Origin of the sequence: Bacillus sp. SDLI1 (assembly GCF_001553895.1) — a bacterium.
GTDB classification, from domain to species: Bacteria; Bacillota; Bacilli; order Bacillales; family Bacillaceae; genus Bacillus; species Bacillus siamensis.
The window spans coordinates 368,469-386,200 of record NZ_CP013950.1 but is presented as its reverse complement, the minus strand read 5'-3'; the positions used below and the strand labels follow the sequence as shown (position 1 = coordinate 386,200).

The following is a 17,732-nucleotide window of genomic DNA, read 5'->3' as shown; positions in this document are numbered from 1 at the left end:
CTTCTATTTTAGAACTCCTTTTTCATATCGTGTCCTATGTGAAAAAACAGCGTAAAACTTAATGATTAACCATATCAAGAAAATGATCAATTACAATAGAGGACATTCCCAATGCCGATGCATTTTTTCCTAAAACAGATGGTAATAATTCATAACTATTGCCTAATTGGGAATAAACCCGGGACGACACCTCGCTTCTGATTGAATTTAAAACCATAGGATGCGATTCAATGATGCTGTTTCTTAAAATGATGGCTTGCGGATTGAATGTATTCAAAATATTGGTCAGGCCTATCCCTAAATAGAAGCCAAAATTCTGTAATGCACGTAAAGTTTCAACATCATTCAGATGGGCGTGGTCTATGATATCTTGATTGGACACTTTTTTTTCTTTCGTCTGAAGAGATTTTAATAAAGCCTTCTCTGAAGCATACAATTCCCAGCAGCCTCGATTTCCGCAGCTGCATTTCGGACCATTAAAGTCTATTGTCATATGTCCCATTTCACCAGAGAATCCGCCAACCCCTCTATATAAATCATTGTTGATAATAACGCCGATTCCTATCCCGGTACCGATACTTGCATAAATCATGTTATCGTGATTTTTTGCAGCACCAAATACTTTTTCTCCATAAGCGCCGGCATTCGCCTCATTTTCAATAAAAACAGGCACATTGAACTTCTCTTTTATGAAAGATTTTAAGTCAATATCTCTCCAGTTGGAGTTCGGAGTGAAAACAATTTTTTGATTTTTATCAATTAATCCGGGAACGCATATGCCTATACCAATAAGCCCGTACGGAGATTGCGGCATATTCGCAATAAAGTGATGAATCATCTCAATTAAAATATCTTTCGTTATTTCAGGGGAATTACATTCCAAATGGTGATGTTGATCAAGAACAATTGTCCCCTCAAGGTCTGTTAAAATGCCGTTAATATAATCCACCCCGACATCTATTCCTACGGAGTATCCTGCTTTTTTATTAAAAACAAGCATGACAGGTCTTCTGCCGCCGCTTGATTGTCCCTGACCGATTTCAAATACAAGGTGTTCTTTCATTAATGTGTTTACCTGGGATGAAACGGTTGATTTATTTAATCCGGTCATTTCAGATAATTTTGCTCTTGAAATAGGTGAATTCTTAAGTATTTCTTTTAATAATAACTTTTGGTTTACTTTTTTGACAAAGGCTTGATCAGCGATATCCACTTCATCCACTCCATTTGTATAATCTTTAAATTAAGTTGAGTTTTCTGTGTTATCATGCGAAGCGTCACACATAGCGAATCCAACCTTATTATATCTAATGTATTCGTTAAAAACTAAAAAAAATATTGAAAATACTGATGAGGTTATATAAGATGAAAATAAGTTAGTTTGTTTAGGCAACAAACTAATATGCAATGTGACTTAAAATGCGCTTGAATTTATTTTTAAGGGGGAAATGTCATGGCTCAGTCTCATTCCGGTACAGCCGGCTATTTTGAAAGCGTAAACAAAGTGATTTATGAAGGGAAAGATTCCACGAATCCTTTAGCATTTAAATATTATAATCCTCAAGAAGTAATCGGCGGAAAGACAATGAAAGAGCACCTGCGGTTTTCTATTGCTTATTGGCATACATTTACCGCTGACGGTACAGACATGTTTGGAGCAGCTACGATGCAAAGACCGTGGGATCGTTATAAAGGCATGGATCTGGCGAGAGCGAGGGTAGAAGCAGCATTTGAGATGTTTGAAAAACTGGATGCGCCATTTTTTGCTTTCCATGACCGGGATATCGCACCGGAAGGAAGTACGTTAAAAGAGACAAATCAAAATTTAGATATTATCGTGAGCATGATGAAAGAGTACATGAGAACGAGCGGCGTGAAGCTATTATGGAATACTGCAAACATGTTCACGAATCCCCGTTTCGTCCATGGTGCCGCGACTTCTTGCAATGCAGATGTGTTTGCGTATGCAGCAGCACAAGTAAAAAAAGGGCTGGAGACAGCAAAAGAGCTTGGCGCCGAAAACTATGTGTTTTGGGGCGGACGTGAAGGATACGAAACATTGTTAAATACGGATTTAAAATTTGAGCTTGATAATTTGGCCAGATTCATGCATATGGCAGTGGATTATGCGAAGGAAATCGGGTATACGGGGCAATTTTTGATTGAACCAAAACCGAAAGAGCCGACCACTCATCAATACGATACAGATGCGTCAACAACCATTGCCTTTTTGAAGCAATATGGCTTAGACAGCCATTTTAAATTAAATCTCGAAGCCAATCATGCCACATTAGCCGGGCATACATTCGAACATGAATTACGTATGGCGAGAGTGCATGGCCTTCTTGGATCTGTTGATGCGAACCAAGGTGATCCGCTTTTAGGCTGGGACACAGATGAATTTCCGACAGATTTATATTCTGCGACATTAGCCATGTACGAAATCCTGCAAAATGGCGGCCTTGGAAGCGGCGGATTAAACTTTGACGCAAAGGTCAGAAGATCTTCTTTTGAGCCTGATGATTTACTTTATGCCCATGTTGCAGGGATGGATGCATTTGCAAGGGGATTGAAAGTCGCTCACAAATTAATCGAAGACCGTGTGTTTGAAGATGTGATTCAGCATCGTTATCGCAGCTTTACCGAAGGGATCGGTCTTGACATTGCAGAAGGAAGAGCTGATTTTAAGACACTTGAGCAATATGCGCTAAACAATCAGCCAATTAAAAATGAATCAGGGAGACAGGAGCGGTTAAGAGCGATATTGAACCAATACATTTTAGAGGTATAACAAAGAAGCTTGATCCGCTAAAAAGTTTTAGCAGGGAAATCCGAGTTGCCCCGGAACTTCCCGTTCTGGCGGGAAGTTTCAATGGGGATCTATTGAGAGGGAAAGGAGTGAAAAAATGAAGTATGTCATTGGAATAGATCTTGGAACGAGCGCCGTTAAAACCATTTTAGTCAATCAAAACGGCAAGGTTTGTGCAGAAACGTCTAAAAGATATCCGCTTATTCAAGAGAAGGCGGGGTATAGTGAGCAAAATCCCGAAGACTGGGTGCAGCAAACAATTGATGCATTGGCTGATTTGGTTTCTGAATCCGGCGTTCAAGCCGAAGATATAGACGGGATAAGCTATTCAGGACAAATGCATGGGTTAGTCCTGCTTGACCAAGATCAACAGGTGCTGCGTCATGCGATTCTTTGGAATGATACCCGAACGACTCCTCAATGTATGAGAATGACCGAGACATTTGGCGATCATCTGCTTGATATCACAAAAAACCGTGTCCTGGAAGGGTTTACATTGCCTAAAATGTTATGGGTGAAGGAACATGAGCCTGAACTTTTTAAAAAAACTGCTGTTTTTTTGCTTCCGAAAGACTATGTGAGATTCCGTATGACCGGTGCCATTCACACTGAATACTCCGATGCGGCGGGAACGTTACTTTTGCATATTATCCGCAAGGAGTGGAGCGATGAGATTTGCAATCAATTTGGTATTTCTGCAGATATTTGTCCTCCGCTTGTTGAATCACATGATTGTGTAGGATCGCTGCTTCCGAACGTCGCGGCGGAGACAGGGCTGATGGAAAAAACAAAAGTGTACGCCGGGGGAACGGATAATGCTTGCGGTGCAATTGGAGCCGGTATTCTTTCATCCGGAAAAACATTATGCAGTATTGGGACGTCAGGGGTCATACTTTCCTGTGAAGAAGACAAAGAAAGAGACTTTAAAGGGAAAGTGCACTTTTTTAATCATGGAAAAAAGGATTCTTTTTATACGATGGGAGTCACGCTCGCTGCTGGATACAGCTTAGACTGGTTCAAAAGAACGTTTGCGCCAAACGAATCGTTTGAACAATTATTGGATGGGGTGGAAGCTATTCCGATAGGAGCAAATGGACTGCTGTATACTCCTTATTTGGTTGGTGAAAGAACGCCGCATGCTGATTCATCTATTCGGGGAAGCTTGATCGGAATGGATGCGTCCCATAAAAGAGAGCATTTTATGAGGGCGGTAATGGAAGGCATCACATTCTCTTTGAATGAATCAATTGAGCTATTCCGCGAAGCGGGAAAATCAGTTGATTCTGTTGTCTCTATTGGCGGGGGAGCTAAAAATGAAACGTGGCTTCAAATGCAAGCTGATATTTTCAATACGCGGGTGATTAAGTTAGAAAACGAACAAGGTCCGGCCATGGGAGCTGCTATGTTAGCTGCTTTCGGGAGCGGGTGGTTTGAATCTCTTGAAGAGTGTGCAGAGCAATTTATACGTGAGACTGCTGTATTCTATCCGAAAGAACAAAATGTTCAAAAATATAAAACACTATTCGATTTGTATAAGAACATTTACACTCATACAAAGGATCTCAGTACAGCTTTGAAGAGTTTTCGGGAAAATGAATGATAAGTGCGGTTCGTCAAGAGAGTGTTTTTGCCGGGAGATCAATGACAGAACAATTAAATGCTAAAAAGCTTTGATGGCAAAGCTGCTTATAAATAATGTCATTTATCGGAGGAAACTGATAATCATTCTGACTCCGTGGGGATACCTTTTTGCAATGGATTCACAGATATCATTCAACTTCAGGAGTTCCTTAGAAAATTAAAAAAGAACCCCGCCAAATTTGGCCAGGTTCTTTTTATATTGCACAAAAACAGACACGGTGATATAATCAGATCATGTGTGCTTTTTGTGTGAAAAGTCATAGTTATCCATCTTATATTATGATTATATCATACTGAAAAGCTCTTGTCAATTTTTTTGAAGGGGAGATATAGAATGAGTTCTTTGGTTCTTGGTATTCGCGAAATTGAAAAAACACAGCCTTTGCTCGTTGGAGGAAAAGGGTTGCATTTAGGGGAATTATCAAAAATTCAAGAAATACAAGTACCGGAAGGATTTTGTGTCACAACAGCAGGATATCAAAAAGCCATTGAACAAAACGAAACGTTACAAGCGCTGTTGGATCAACTGACCATGCTGAAAGTGGAGAATCGGGATCAAATCGGTAAAATCAGCAGGGAAATTCGGCAAACCATTATGGAAGCAGAAATTCCTTCCGATGTAGTTAAAGCAGTTGCTTGCTATCTCTCCCGGTATGGCGAAGAACATGCCTATGCCGTGCGTTCTAGTGCGACTGCTGAAGATTTACCGCACGCCTCTTTTGCCGGTCAGCAAGACACCTATTTAAATATTACCGGTGTCGATGCAATCTTGCAGCATATCAGTAAATGTTGGGCGTCCCTATTTACTGATCGCGCGGTCATTTACCGTATGCAAAATGGATTTGATCACAGCCAAGTTTATTTATCCGTTATCATCCAAAGGATGGTTTTCCCTCAGGCTTCGGGGATCTTATTTACCGCTGATCCGGTGACCGGAAACCGAAAGCTGCTATCCATTGATGCCGGTTTTGGACTTGGTGAAGCACTGGTCTCTGGCTTAGTATCCGCCGATTGTTATAAAGTACAGGACGGGCAAATCGTCGATAAGAGAATAGAAACTAAAAAAAAGGCTGTCTATGGACGAAAAGAAGGCGGGACGGAAACACAAGAGATTGATCTTCATCAGCAAAAGATTCAAACACTGACTGATGAACAAATTTTACAGCTGGCACGTATCGGGAGGCAGATCGAAGCTCATTTCGGCCAGCCGCAAGATATCGAATGGTGTTTGGACCGCGATACTTTTTATATTGTCCAGAGTCGTCCGATCACAACGTTATACCCCGTTCCTGAAGCGAACGACCAAGAAAATCACGTCTATATCTCTGTTGGTCATCAACAAATGATGACGGATCCTATAAAACCCCTTGGATTGTCTTTTTTTCTGTTGACGACTTCTGCACCCATGTGTAAAGCCGGCGGTAGGCTATTTGTTGATGTCACACATCATCTGGCATCCCCTAAAGTCAGAGAAGTTTTCTTAAAAGGCATGGGGCAGCACGATCCGCTCTTAAAAGACGCACTTATGACCATAATAGAGCGACGTGATTTTATTAAGCCGATACCTGATAAAACGGCACCGATTCCCGGAAAAGGCAATGCCGATATGCCGGATCAAACTGAAAACGATCCGGCAATTGTTTCTGATTTGATTAAGAGCAGTGAAACATCGATAGAAGCTTTAAAACAAAACATCCAGACGAAATCAGGATCTGATTTATTTCGTTTTATTTTGGATGATATCCAGGAATTAAAGAAGATTTTATTTAACCCAAAAAGTTCGGTATTGATTCGAACTGCAATGGATGCTTCATCATGGATTAACGAAAAAATGAACGAGTGGTTAGGTGAAAAAAACGCAGCAGACACGCTTTCTCAATCTGTACCCCATAATATTACTTCAGAAATGGGGCTTGCGCTATTGGACGTCGCCGATGTGATCCGTCCTTATCCAGAAATAATTGCTTATTTAGAGGATGTAAAAGATGATTCCTTTTTGGATGAGCTGGTGAAATTTGAAGGCGGACAGGAAATCCATGACGCCATCTATGCTTTCCTCAACAAGTACGGAATGCGATGTGCCGGAGAAATTGATATGACAAGAACTCGATGGAGCGAAAAACCAACTGCACTTGTCCCTATGATTCTTAATAATCTCAAAAACTTTGAGCCAAATGCCAGCAAGCGGAAATTTGAGCAAGGGCGGCAGGAGGCGTTGAAGAAAGAACAAGAGTTATTAGATCGTTTGAAGCAATTACCGGATGGTGAACAAAAAGCCAAAGAAACCGAACGAATGATCCGCATCATCCGGAACTTCAGCGGGTTCAGGGAATATCCAAAATACGGCATGGTCAGTCGCTATTTCGTTTATAAGCAGGCTTTACTGAAAGAAGCCGAACAACTCGCCGAAGCGGGTATTATTCATGAAAAAGAAGACATATACTATCTCACTTTTGAAGAACTTCAAGAAGTCGTACGCACAAATATATTGGATTACCAAATCATCAGCACACGAAAAGACGAGTACAAAGTATATGAAAAACTATCTCCGCCGCGTGTTATCACGTCTGACGGCGAAATCGTTACAGGCGAGTACAAACGAGACAATCTCCCGGCCGGAGCGATTGCAGGGCTGCCTGTTTCCTCGGGAGTCATAGAGGGGCGGGCACGTGTTATTTTAAACATGAAAGATGCCAATTTGGAAGAAGGAGATATATTAGTTACTTCGTTTACCGATCCTAGCTGGACACCATTGTTTGTATCCATAAAAGGCTTGGTCACTGAAGTTGGCGGACTGATGACCCATGGAGCGGTTATAGCGCGTGAATACGGTTTACCTGCAGTTGTTGGAGTTGAAAATGCAACCCAATTGATAAAAGATGGGCAACGAATCCGCGTACACGGAACAGAAGGCTGTATTGAAATATTATAATAGCGGGTGTGTGCAGCGGGACATCAAGTATTTCCCGCATTTGTACCAATGATAATAATAAGGGTCGAACAATAAGAAAAGCCGGAACCTCTTAAAGGTGGAGTCCGGCTTTTTTTATGTGAAAATGAATTAATATGTGAAATCCGCATTCTATAAAAAACCTTTAGAGTAAAAATGAAATATTTACTTTATGGTCTTCTTTCCAAAAGTGAAAACGCCATAAAAAGATCTTATGGCGTCTGTCCGAACTGTGAGATGCAATTTTCTTGGGAGACGAATATGGTTCGTCAATGTGCTATTAAAGGAAAGCAGCACCTACAATGATTAACAAAATGAAAAGCACAACGATCAAGACGAAAGTGCTTCCGCCATAATTGCCACCGTAGTTTCTCATATTGCCACCTCCTCTTGTTAGGATAGTATATACTATGCCGAACGATAAATTTCGACATGGATTTTAGTCTAAAGGAGAAAAAATGAAGTTTTTGTCTAAATGAAGGGCTGATGAATGAAATATCATTTTCGGTTCTCCTTAGGCTTCACACGCATGTTTAGTTGAGAGTAAGAACCTTTAGGATATGCCGTTTTACTTCACGATGAAAGCAGAGTTAACCTCGCACGAAATGAATTAGATAAGGAGAAATAATCAAGAAAGAATGATTCATCATTTCCCGGGCAAGCGCAGTATACGACAAATAACAGGTATTTTCCTTTTTGGTTAACATTTCATTTTGGAAGAGAACGCATTAAAAAGTGAACGAACAAGATTGGACACAGGGTAAGGTGATGCTGGTAGCCAATCATGACTAACCTGTGGAGCGGGCACAGATCAAACGGAACGAAGTAACTTCCCCGGTCATGAGTAAAGCTTTATCCTGAAACTTTTATAAAGCAGTAACGTATTACTTTTATAAAGATAAATAAGGGGGCTTCTGAATGGGATTAAAAGATTTCTTTAATATAGAGTTAAAATGCTCCATCTGCGGGAAAACATTAAAATCCGGTGATGGGCTGACAGCTCATATTACCCTTCCGAGTGAGAAGATGATGCCTGTGGGGAGAATGGACAGAGTGTTAAGTAAATTCGCTGATAAGGTTTACTGTAAAAAGTGTAGTGAGTAGATCGTCAGTGTCATGAGGAAACTCTGGCAGGTTTCCTCATGATATATATCGTTCAATTCAAATTAGAAAAAAGCGAAATTGTAATGACTAAAGTAGACAAAGAACCCAAGGATACCAAAGAGATCATTTTTCGTTTACTTTGCTTTTTGGAAGGTTTGCTTAGTTCGTGGATCACTGCACCCCATAAAAGCATGGATGCTAGAATGATAAGACTCATATATAACAGTGCTCCTTTGCTTGTTTTAAGAAATTTTACCATCTATAAGGCGGAAATGTCGATGAAATGAACAAAACAAGATCTTAACAACGATTACCGCTGATCTTAATCAATGATGAGGAAAGGAATTGAGAGTTGAAATTAGAACGTTTATTATCAATCATATTCAAGCTCTTACATAATGAAATTTTATCTGCTTCCAGTTTAGCTGATGAATTTCAAGTATCATCGCGGACAATTTATAGAGATATCGAAGCGATTTGTGCTGCTGGAATACCGATCGTTTCATATCAAGGTGCTAACGGCGGTTTCGGGATGATGAAAGGATACAAATTTGATAAAAGTTTAATCGGATCTCACGATGTATTAAATCTAATCACTGTATTAAGCAGTTTATCGAGTCTTTTTGAAGATAAGGAAGTTGAACATACGATAGATAGATTAAAACCTCTGGATACAAGCGGCAACAACAGGACGTTGTATGTTGACTTGGAAAGCCTTAGAAGAGATCCGAATTCCTTAAGGCAGCTGCGAAAAGCTATACATGAAAAGGTAGTACGCTTTGATTATGTCAGCAATAAAAATGAATTGACCTCACGTGAAGCAGAACCAATCCATCTCCATTATAAGTTCCGTAATTGGTATGTTTATGGTTATTGCAGAGAACGTCAAGATGTCAGAGAATTTAAAGTGTCACGTATGATGAATATAACGCTGACTCAAGAAGAGTTTATGCACAGTCACAAAGTGAAAGATGATTCATCTTATTCAGACTCCAATGCAGAAGGGTTTGAGGATGTTGTCATTTGGGTTGATCCCAATTCTCTGGCAAAAGCTTTAGATCAATTTCAGAACGCGTCTAAAGTCATGAACAGTGATGGAAGTATGACGTTTACCATTTCTGTTTACCAGCCTCTGCATGCCGGATGGCTTATATCAATTCTCTTAAGCTTTGGCAGCGGAGCTAAAATGATAAAACCGGTGCAGCTGCAATCAAAATTAATCGCTGAAGCCAAAAAAATAATGAAAGTTTATCAAGATGTATGACAATCTGCTGTCATATATCTTTTTTTATAATCATAAGTATCAACTTTAAAGGAGAAGATGTTAAATGAACCATGCGAAAAATATGTATCAGTACCATGTTTGGGCGAATAAAGCGTTATTAGAAAGAATAAAGGAATTACCAAGTAACGTTCTTTATGAAGAGGTTCACAGTTCATATCCTACAATTGCTCAAACGTTCGGTCATATCTGCGGGGCGGATGCTATGTGGCTGCAAGTACTTAAAGGTATAGACATGCAGGAAGCAGTGGAAGGTTCTGCGGCTTATGCAGAAAGGACTCATTTATATTCAGCAGATGAATTTGCGGCGTCTTATGATGAACTGGCTTCACAGTTTGAAGAATGGATGAATAGCCAAACAGATTTAGAACAAAAAATGAACTTACATAATCCTTGGTTAGGTTCCAGAGAAACGGCTTACTCAGAAATTTTATTCCATATTGCCAATCATGGCACTTATCATCGGGGCAGCATAACAACTATGTTAAGACAGCAGGGTTACGCTTCAGCAATGAGTGACCTTGTATTATATTGGTATCAGGGTTAGTTCAGCACTTGTAAAATGAATAATCGCCGATTGGTCAGAACTAAAATGACAAAGGCCAGGGCGCTGCGCAAGAATAGAGATCAAAGGCTGCCGTATCATTCGGCAGCCTAAATCATTAGGAAGTAAAATCGATAACCATACGGCCGGTCACTTTCCCTTGCTCCATTTCTTCAAATATATCATTCACGTCTTCAATCGGGCGTTTTGTCACTTTAGGTACAACTTTACCGTCTGCAGCAAATTGAAAAGCTTCCCTCAGGTCTTCTCTGGTTCCTACTAATGAACCTACTACTTGAATACCATCTAACACAAGACGGGGAATATCTAATTCCATCTTGTCGACCGGTAAACCGACAGCCACTACACGCGCACCGGCTTTTACAACATCAATCGCTTGATTGAAAGGGATTTTTGAGACAGCAGTAATGACCGCGGCATCCAGACCTAAATCGCTGGTCACTTCTTTAGCCACCTTGACGGGGTCTTCGTTTAAACTGTTTACAACCGCGTCAGCTCCTAAGCTCTTAGCAAAGTTTAATTTTTCATCGCTAATGTCAAAAGCAATTACTTTAGCGTTAAAGACATTTTTTGCATATTGAACAGCCAAGTTGCCCAAACCGCCGACTCCAAATACACCGATCCACTGACCAGGTTTAATTTCACTGACTTTTACTGCTTTATAAGTTGTGACACCTGCGCAGGTAATGCTGCTTGCGGCTGCCGGATCTAAATGTTCAGGCACTTTCACTGCATAATCAACCGCCACGATTGCTTCTTCAGCCATTGCGCCATCAACTGTATAGCCGGCATTTTTCACATCTCGGCACAAGGTTTCACGGCCTGTTAAGCAATATTCACAGCGGCCGCAGCTTTCAAACATCCACGCAATGGAGACGCGGTCTCCTTTTTTCAGGTTTGTTACGCCTTCACCAATCTCGGTTACAATGCCTACTCCTTCATGACCTAAAGTGACGCCTGTCACATCCCCGAAATCAGCATTTTTAACATGCAAGTCAGTATGACATACACCGCAGTATTCCATCTTAACTTTGGCTTCACCGTGTCGCAAAGGACGCAATTCTTTTTGTACGATCGCTATATTCTTGTCCTTCGTTGCTACTACTGCTTTCACAACATACACCCCCTTTCGAATGTTTGCAGAAAATTGGTACTTATCTTACAATTTAGCACAATACCCTTCTTTTGAAAACCCTTACATAACTTTGCAGACAAGTATCTCTAAAAATTTATTGAGGGCGCACGCTATAAAGATACTAGGTATTATTTGTTATCCGAATAGTGTTTAAATAGGAGTTTGTCGTCTCTCTATGAACGGAATTTACATAGTTTATATAATAGTACGTTTTCAAAGGAGGTCTTTTTTTGAGTGATAGAAAGCTGACGGAAGAAAACCTTGATAATCACCAGCCCGCTAACTTTGCGCCATTTATCAGCCCTAATCCTGTTACGTCGTTTAATCCGGTTCGGAGATACCCTAAAATTGATAAAACATCATTCATCAGTCCGTTTTCGAGTGTGATAGGAGACGTGAGAATAAAGGACAATGTTTTTGTCGGGCCGAATGCTGCTGTTCGCGCAGATGAAGGGACGCCCTTTTACATTGGGTCAAATACAAATCTTCAAGATGGGGTCATTTTACATGGTTTGTTAAAACAATTTGTTTCAGTAAAAGATAGGGCATATTCCATTTATATCGGAAACAATGTAAGTGTCGGACATGATGCCCTTATTCATGGCCCTTGTTATCTTGGAAATTACACGTTCGTCGGTTTTAAAGCCATCGTGTTCAATGCGATTGTAGGCAAAGGATCATTTATTTCATACAATGCTGCCATAACAAATGGTGTACGCATTGCACCGAATCGGTTTGTTCCTCCCGGAGCCGACATAGACACACAAGAAAAAGCTGACAGACTCAGAAGAGTGACAGAAGAGGAACGTGAATTTGCACGGGAAGTGCAGCGCGTCAATCAAGAATTTCCCGCTTCTTATCAAGCGTTATTCAGTTGAAGAAAAACAGATAAATCCCCATCTCAGAAGGAGGGGATTTTTTTTATGAAGTGCGGTCATTGGGTGTGATGGGCTGATTGATAAGGAGAATTTACAGTCAAAGGTTATCCTTGAAAGCCTTAATACAAAGCGATTGTCTGAAGCTTCTTTTTAAGAAAATTCACCGAATAGCGTATGAATATGATTCCCATAGACACAATAAGAACAGTCTATATTCTATTGGAAAGGGAGTGGGAACCAGTGAGCAAAAAAAGAATCCAAAATTCAAGCATTGAACAATTAAAAAAAGACCATGAGACCGAAACCGCTTTTAAAGCAGATGATCCCAAAAAAGTTCAAAACAAAAACAAATGAAAACACTTAGTTACACCCGTCAAACAAAATTGATCAATATGGAGTGAATAACATGGCTGAACAACATGGCGCAGACAGACCGGACGATTACAAAAGATTTTCTTCTTTGGACAAGGACTATGATTCTCAGCAGCAATCTTTAGCCGGCGATACCAAAACAAACGAGGCAGACACGGAAACACAAACTCATCATAAAGAAACTGAAACAACAAATACGGCAGGGAAATATTTTGACACATCAGATTATGAGGGAAATACGCAACTGGAAAAAGGATTGGCTGAAACACATGAACAGGTCAGCGATGACTATTTTGAAGGAACGATTGATCAAAATTTGGATTAGTCATGTAACGGAACTTTCTTGCAGAAGTCAGTTCCGTTATATTGATACTTACCGGCCTTTGGATTTGAACATGATGAACCGGGTGAAGATTATAGTCAAGGTATCTCCTTGACCTTTTTTATGGGCAAAAAAAAGATTTCAAAAAATATAGATCTTTTAAAGTGATCAATATATACTGATTTAAATAACAGGAAGAAAATGAAAAATTAGAGAACTGAATTTTAAAAAAGCAGGTGAAATAAATGGAAGGGGCGGCGCGGAGCAGCTTAAAATGTTATGTTTTCACATTGGCTTTTTCAAGTTTATCATTTGGTCTGGTTTTTGGATTGTATATGTTTGTATACTCGGGCTTTGTGCCACTCGCATTAGTCACTGTGGTTATCATTGCTTTTTACGCTTTCGTCACTTACTTTTTATTTGCTGTTCCTGTGCAATTTTGGTTAAGAAAGAAGCCGAAAAAGTGTAATTTGATTCATCTTTTCATTTATACAGCAGTCGCTTTTTTAGCTGTGTTCTTGTTCTGGTGCATGGGGAGTCAGTCCATTAATGTTAGAGTTTTCGAGAATTTCATTTATTACATGATGAGCATTACTGCTGCGTTAATCTATTGGTTTTGGGACTCTATATTTCTGAGAAAGCAGTTTTATATAGAAAAATCATGAGCTTAACAATTTCGGGTTAAACGCTGATCTTGGAATGGGGAGATCATAATGGAATACATTGAATTGAATAAGGACAATATTGATAACAATCATATTTGCTGCGCACTAGGTGCGAAACAATATGAGAAGGCCGTAGCGGAAAAGAAAAGCTGGCTTAAAGATCGAATGGCTGATGGTTTGGTGTTCTATCGATTAAACGAGCGGGCAAAAGTTTTTATTGAATATTTACCTGCAGAAAAAGCGTGGGTTCCGATAAGCGCTCCTAATTTTATGTATATTAATTGTCTTTGGGTCTCGGGGAGATATAAGAACAGCGGACATGCGAAACACTTGTTAGATAAATGTGCGGAAGATGCCAAATCCCGCGGTATGGATGGAATTGTTCATATGGTTGGTAAGAAAAAACTTCCCTATTTAAGTGATAAGCATTTCTTCGAGCATATGGGATTTACTTCGCAAGATGAAGCAAAACCCTATTTTCAGTTAATGTCATTGACCTGGAATGAACATGCGGCTCCTCCTGTATTTAAAAAACAGGTTAAACGTTATTCCGTTAATGATGAGGGGATCACAATATTTTATACAGCTCAATGTCCATTCGCAGTCGGAGTGTTAGGGGATTTGAAGGAACTGACTGAAAAGAAAGGGCTTCACTTTCAGGCTCATCGATTATCCTCCAAAGATAAGGCACAAACATCACCGGCCATCTGGACAACTTTCAGCGTGTTTTATAATGGAGAATTTCTCACTCATGAAATTATGAGCGTGAATAAGTTTGAAAAGTTACTCAATAAGCTTTAATGAGGATCATTTAAAAAAACGTCAGCATTAAACATTATTGATGCGGACAAAAAAGATAACATATATAGTACAAATAGATTGAGATCGTTCTTTAACAAACGGGCGAGGCCTGTTGAAGAATCATTTCAAAAATAGGAGACTAACAAATGCAAAAAATTGAAACCCCTCGCTTAGTTTTAAGAAATTTTACCGAGGAAGATTCGCACGGTCTTTTGGAATATTCGGCACATCCGAGAGTGAACTGCTTTCTTGATGACAAAATTTCTACGATAGAAGAAGCTGTCTTAAACGTTCAAAAAAGAAGCAGAGATGATTCTTATATTGCTGTTTGTTTAAAAGACAGTAATGATCTGATCGGAGAACTATTTTATTTAAAAGAAGAGCCTGATACTTATTCCGTTTGTTGGAATTTTAATGCTCGATTTGAAGGGATGGGATACGCCAGTGAAAGTGCAAAGGCTTTCTTTGAGTATCTCTTTATGCAAAAAGACGCAAGAAGGCTTTTTGCATATGTTGAAGATGATAACGGCAAGTCACAAAAATTATGTGAAAGATTAGGCATGCGTAAAGAAGGTTATTTTCTTGAATTTATTTCGTTTACAAAATATGAGGATGGAACACCTAAATATGAAAACACTTTCCAATACGCACTGCTAAAGAAAGAATGGTTAAAACAAAAACATAGTTAACGGAAAAAACCTTGCCGGGGGCAGGTTTTTTTGTGTTTAAGTTAAATCCTTCAATAAAATTACCGATATTACCAATGGATTACGGAATTGAAAAAAATGCTTAGTTTAGTAACGATCAAATGAGATTCAGCAGTTTTTAGCGTTTTAAGGTGCAGGAAGTCGTTCGAATCAGCTTTTTCTCGATTTTCTAAATTGATCTGGATCGATAAAAGAGCTTCTTGCTGCTTATGTATAAGAAAGTAATACCATGGTGTGTAAAATCAATGAACAGCTTTGGAAATGGAACGATCAGTGGAGGTGAGCTTGTGAAAAAAGGATCAGGATGGATGTGACCAGCATCCACCCTGATCAATGGGGTTCACAGTGTTCTATTTCATTGTATTCCAATCGGAATAATATTACAAGACAGAAAAATAAAAAGTGGGTCGATCATTAACAGAAAGTGAGAATGTTTTGAATGAAAATAAAGGATTATCTGAAGGAAAGGTTTCCGGCTTTAAAATTATTGCCGAGCATTTATCATCAATGGGACGTTGGAATTCACTTTTCTCTTGGCCGTCATATATATCAACTTAATGAAAACGGTGAGCTGAATCTTGAGTATTTTCAGTGTGTCCATCATCAAATGACCGAAATTTTTAATGAGCTGTTTGAACAAAACGATGACTTATTCCTTGTTGCAAACATATATAAGCACAAAACTCAAGGTAATAACGCCAGAAAATTAAAAATTTATCAGCCGTTTCTGAAGTGCAAGGATGATTTATATCGGATTCAGGTGGAGACCTGTCCGTATCCGTTCGAAGAAGATGATGCAGAAGAATACGAGATGCAGCAGTTTTCTTTATTATGTAAACGGAAGGATTTGCGTATTACCCCATTACTTAAGGCAGCTGCTCACGAAGATTTTCCGCTGAAGCCAAGATTCGGGGGTTGCACCGTTGATGATCCCGATGTTTTCTTTGTGAATATTGCAAAAGACATTATTTTCTTTATATATGATGACAGAGGGTGTGAAGTTATCGCCCTTGATGCCGAAAGAATACGTGCGCTTTATGACCAATATCACGATTGGATTGAAAGTGAACGCATGCATTCGAATTAGCTTTTTCGAGGTGGGTTCTTACTTATGCGGTTTTGCATTTGTACGTGAGGAATGTAACGGAACTTCTGGATGCTAAGATGCTGTATTTATTTGGATGAATTCCATTTTGTAAAACGGCTGAATAGAATAACAGCATAAAAGTTTTTTTACACAGTGCAGGAGGAGAGAAACGTGAGGGCTGAACATCATGATGGTATGGAAATTGGAATTTATTCATTTGCAGAATTATACCCCGATCCTCTGACAGGGAAAACAGTCAGCGCAAAGCAGCGGGTAGAGGAATTGATAAAGCTGGCGAAATTGGCTGACGACGCAGGGCTTGATGTATTCGGCGTAGGCGAGCATCATCGTCTTGATTATGCAGTGTCGTCGCCGCCGGTCATCTTATCAGCGATTTCACAGCTCACCGAAAACATTAAGCTTACGAGTGCCACGACTGTATTATCCACCGCAGATCCCGTCCGTTTATTTGAGGATTTTGCAACGCTTGATCTGATATCAAACGGAAGGGCGGAGATCATTGCGGGACGCGGTGCATTTTTAGACTCGTTTCCTCTTTTCGGTTATGATGTGGGTTATTATAAAGAACTGTTTGAAGAACACGTTGAGCTTTTTTTGAAATTAAATTCGGGGGAAGAATCGGTCACCTGGAAAGGACGTTACCGGCCGCCGCTGAATGACGCAGAAATTTCCCCTCAGCCTTTTCACGGAAGCATTCCGCTGTGGTTAGGTGTTTCAGGAACTCCGGAAAGTGCGGAGCGGGCCGGAAGAGCAGGTGCCGGTCTGGCATTAGCTGTATTGAGCGGTGATCCGAAATCATCTAAACCGCTTGTTGACAAATACCGAGAAGCGGCTTCTAAAGCCGGTCATCCGCCGGAACATGTGAAAGTTGCCGTAACCGGGCATACGTTCATTTCAAAAACGAATGAACAGGCAATACAAGAATTTTACCCGTATCATTCTAATTATTGGTCTCATGTTCATTCATACCACGGGATTCATGAACCTTTAACGAGGGAAGATTTTGAGCGGGCGTCCGGTAAAGAAACAGCCTTATTTGTCGGAAGCTCACAGCAGATCATTGAAAAAATCATGCGCCAATATGAGCTCTTTGGCCATCAGCGGTTTCTCGCGCAAATCGATATAGGCGGTATGCCGTTTAAAAAAGCTGCGGAAAACATCGAACGATTAGCATCAGAAGTAGCACCGGTGATCCGAAGAGAAACCGGCAAAGATTAAATGGAGTCAGGCGGAGCGGGCCGGTTTTTGAACATCGCGGACTCGACATCAGAAACGGTCCGGCTTTTTTTATGATTATAAAAAACAAAGGGAAGAGCGCGAACCTCATTGCTTTTTCCTATCAAGAAAAGGAAGGTCATTTCATCCTCCATCGTGAAGTGTATATACTGAAAGG

Annotated in this window: 17 protein-coding genes; 14 read left to right on the top strand and 3 right to left on the bottom strand. The window is 40.1% G+C overall.

Annotation, left to right across the window (positions count from 1 at the left end; translation table 11 throughout):
* Window positions 1-58: 58 nt before the first annotated feature.
* Complete coding sequence (gene xylR, locus AUL54_RS01820; RefSeq protein WP_060962712.1) at window positions 59-1,213, bottom strand: transcriptional repressor XylR; 1,155 nt, start codon at window positions 1,211-1,213, stop codon at window positions 59-61.
* Window positions 1,214-1,453: 240 nt separating this feature from the next.
* Between xylR and xylA the strand changes: the two genes are divergently transcribed.
* The 3 genes from xylA to ppsA all read left to right on the top strand — a co-directional run bounded on the left by xylA (window position 1,454) and on the right by ppsA (window position 7,382).
* A complete protein-coding gene (xylA, locus tag AUL54_RS01815) occupies window positions 1,454-2,791 on the top strand; it encodes a xylose isomerase (protein ID WP_060962711.1) in 1,338 nt (445 codons plus the stop codon).
* Window positions 2,792-2,906: 115 nt separating this feature from the next.
* Entirely contained in the window at window positions 2,907-4,409 is a 1,503-nt protein-coding gene (gene xylB, locus AUL54_RS01810; RefSeq protein ID WP_060962710.1) for a xylulokinase, read from the top strand.
* 375 nt (window positions 4,410-4,784) lie between these two features.
* The gene (gene ppsA, locus AUL54_RS01805; protein WP_060962709.1) at window positions 4,785-7,382 is read left to right on the top strand and encodes a phosphoenolpyruvate synthase; all 2,598 of its coding nucleotides are present in this window, start codon (window positions 4,785-4,787) and stop codon (window positions 7,380-7,382) included.
* A 298-nt stretch (window positions 7,383-7,680) separates the two neighbouring features.
* Here ppsA and AUL54_RS20375 read toward each other — a convergent pair whose 3' ends face one another.
* Window positions 7,681-7,776, bottom strand: coding sequence for a YjcZ family sporulation protein (locus AUL54_RS20375; RefSeq protein ID WP_082761592.1), 96 nt, complete (start codon window positions 7,774-7,776; stop codon window positions 7,681-7,683).
* A 542-nt stretch (window positions 7,777-8,318) separates the two neighbouring features.
* Here AUL54_RS20375 and AUL54_RS01800 point away from each other — a divergent pair.
* The 3 genes from AUL54_RS01800 (at window position 8,319) to AUL54_RS01785 (ending at window position 10,333) form a co-directional block, all read left to right on the top strand.
* Window positions 8,319-8,504 carry a hypothetical protein gene (locus tag AUL54_RS01800; protein ID WP_060962708.1) on the top strand — a complete coding sequence of 62 codons (186 nt, stop codon included), beginning with the start codon at window positions 8,319-8,321 and terminating at the stop codon, window positions 8,502-8,504.
* 352 nt (window positions 8,505-8,856) lie between these two features.
* The gene (locus AUL54_RS01790) at window positions 8,857-9,768 is read left to right on the top strand and encodes a helix-turn-helix transcriptional regulator (RefSeq protein ID WP_060962706.1); all 912 of its coding nucleotides are present in this window, start codon (window positions 8,857-8,859) and stop codon (window positions 9,766-9,768) included.
* 64 nt (window positions 9,769-9,832) lie between these two features.
* Window positions 9,833-10,333, top strand: coding sequence for a DinB family protein (locus AUL54_RS01785; protein ID WP_060962705.1), 501 nt, complete (start codon window positions 9,833-9,835; stop codon window positions 10,331-10,333).
* 115 nt (window positions 10,334-10,448) lie between these two features.
* On the opposite strand, the gene adhP is transcribed toward AUL54_RS01785, so the two are convergent.
* The gene (gene adhP, locus AUL54_RS01780; protein ID WP_060962704.1) at window positions 10,449-11,465 is read right to left on the bottom strand and encodes an alcohol dehydrogenase AdhP; all 1,017 of its coding nucleotides are present in this window, start codon (window positions 11,463-11,465) and stop codon (window positions 10,449-10,451) included.
* 251 nt (window positions 11,466-11,716) lie between these two features.
* Here adhP and AUL54_RS01775 point away from each other — a divergent pair, with 251 nt between their 5' ends.
* The 8 genes from AUL54_RS01775 to AUL54_RS01740 all read left to right on the top strand — a co-directional run bounded on the left by AUL54_RS01775 (window position 11,717) and on the right by AUL54_RS01740 (window position 17,557).
* Window positions 11,717-12,364, top strand: coding sequence for an LbetaH domain-containing protein (locus AUL54_RS01775; protein WP_420913144.1), 648 nt, complete (start codon window positions 11,717-11,719; stop codon window positions 12,362-12,364).
* Window positions 12,365-12,604: 240 nt separating this feature from the next.
* The gene (locus AUL54_RS01770) at window positions 12,605-12,718 is read left to right on the top strand and encodes a hypothetical protein (protein WP_060962703.1); all 114 of its coding nucleotides are present in this window, start codon (window positions 12,605-12,607) and stop codon (window positions 12,716-12,718) included.
* A gap of 52 nt (window positions 12,719-12,770) precedes the next feature.
* On the top strand, window positions 12,771-13,061 hold the full coding sequence (locus AUL54_RS01765; protein WP_060962702.1) for a YozQ family protein: 291 nt from the start codon (window positions 12,771-12,773) through the stop codon (window positions 13,059-13,061).
* A 242-nt stretch (window positions 13,062-13,303) separates the two neighbouring features.
* The gene (locus tag AUL54_RS01760) at window positions 13,304-13,723 is read left to right on the top strand and encodes a UPF0715 family protein (RefSeq protein ID WP_060962701.1); all 420 of its coding nucleotides are present in this window, start codon (window positions 13,304-13,306) and stop codon (window positions 13,721-13,723) included.
* 48 nt (window positions 13,724-13,771) lie between these two features.
* Window positions 13,772-14,524 (top strand): GNAT family N-acetyltransferase, encoded by a 753-nt coding sequence (locus tag AUL54_RS01755; RefSeq protein ID WP_060962700.1) that lies wholly within the window; start codon window positions 13,772-13,774, stop codon window positions 14,522-14,524.
* A gap of 146 nt (window positions 14,525-14,670) precedes the next feature.
* Window positions 14,671-15,213 carry a GNAT family N-acetyltransferase gene (locus AUL54_RS01750; protein WP_060962699.1) on the top strand — a complete coding sequence of 181 codons (543 nt, stop codon included), beginning with the start codon at window positions 14,671-14,673 and terminating at the stop codon, window positions 15,211-15,213.
* A 457-nt stretch (window positions 15,214-15,670) separates the two neighbouring features.
* Complete coding sequence (locus tag AUL54_RS01745) at window positions 15,671-16,318, top strand: DUF3885 domain-containing protein (RefSeq protein ID WP_060962698.1); 648 nt, start codon at window positions 15,671-15,673, stop codon at window positions 16,316-16,318.
* Window positions 16,319-16,489: 171 nt separating this feature from the next.
* Entirely contained in the window at window positions 16,490-17,557 is a 1,068-nt protein-coding gene (locus AUL54_RS01740; protein WP_060962697.1) for an LLM class flavin-dependent oxidoreductase, read from the top strand.
* The last annotated feature ends 175 nt before the right edge of the window (window positions 17,558-17,732 follow it).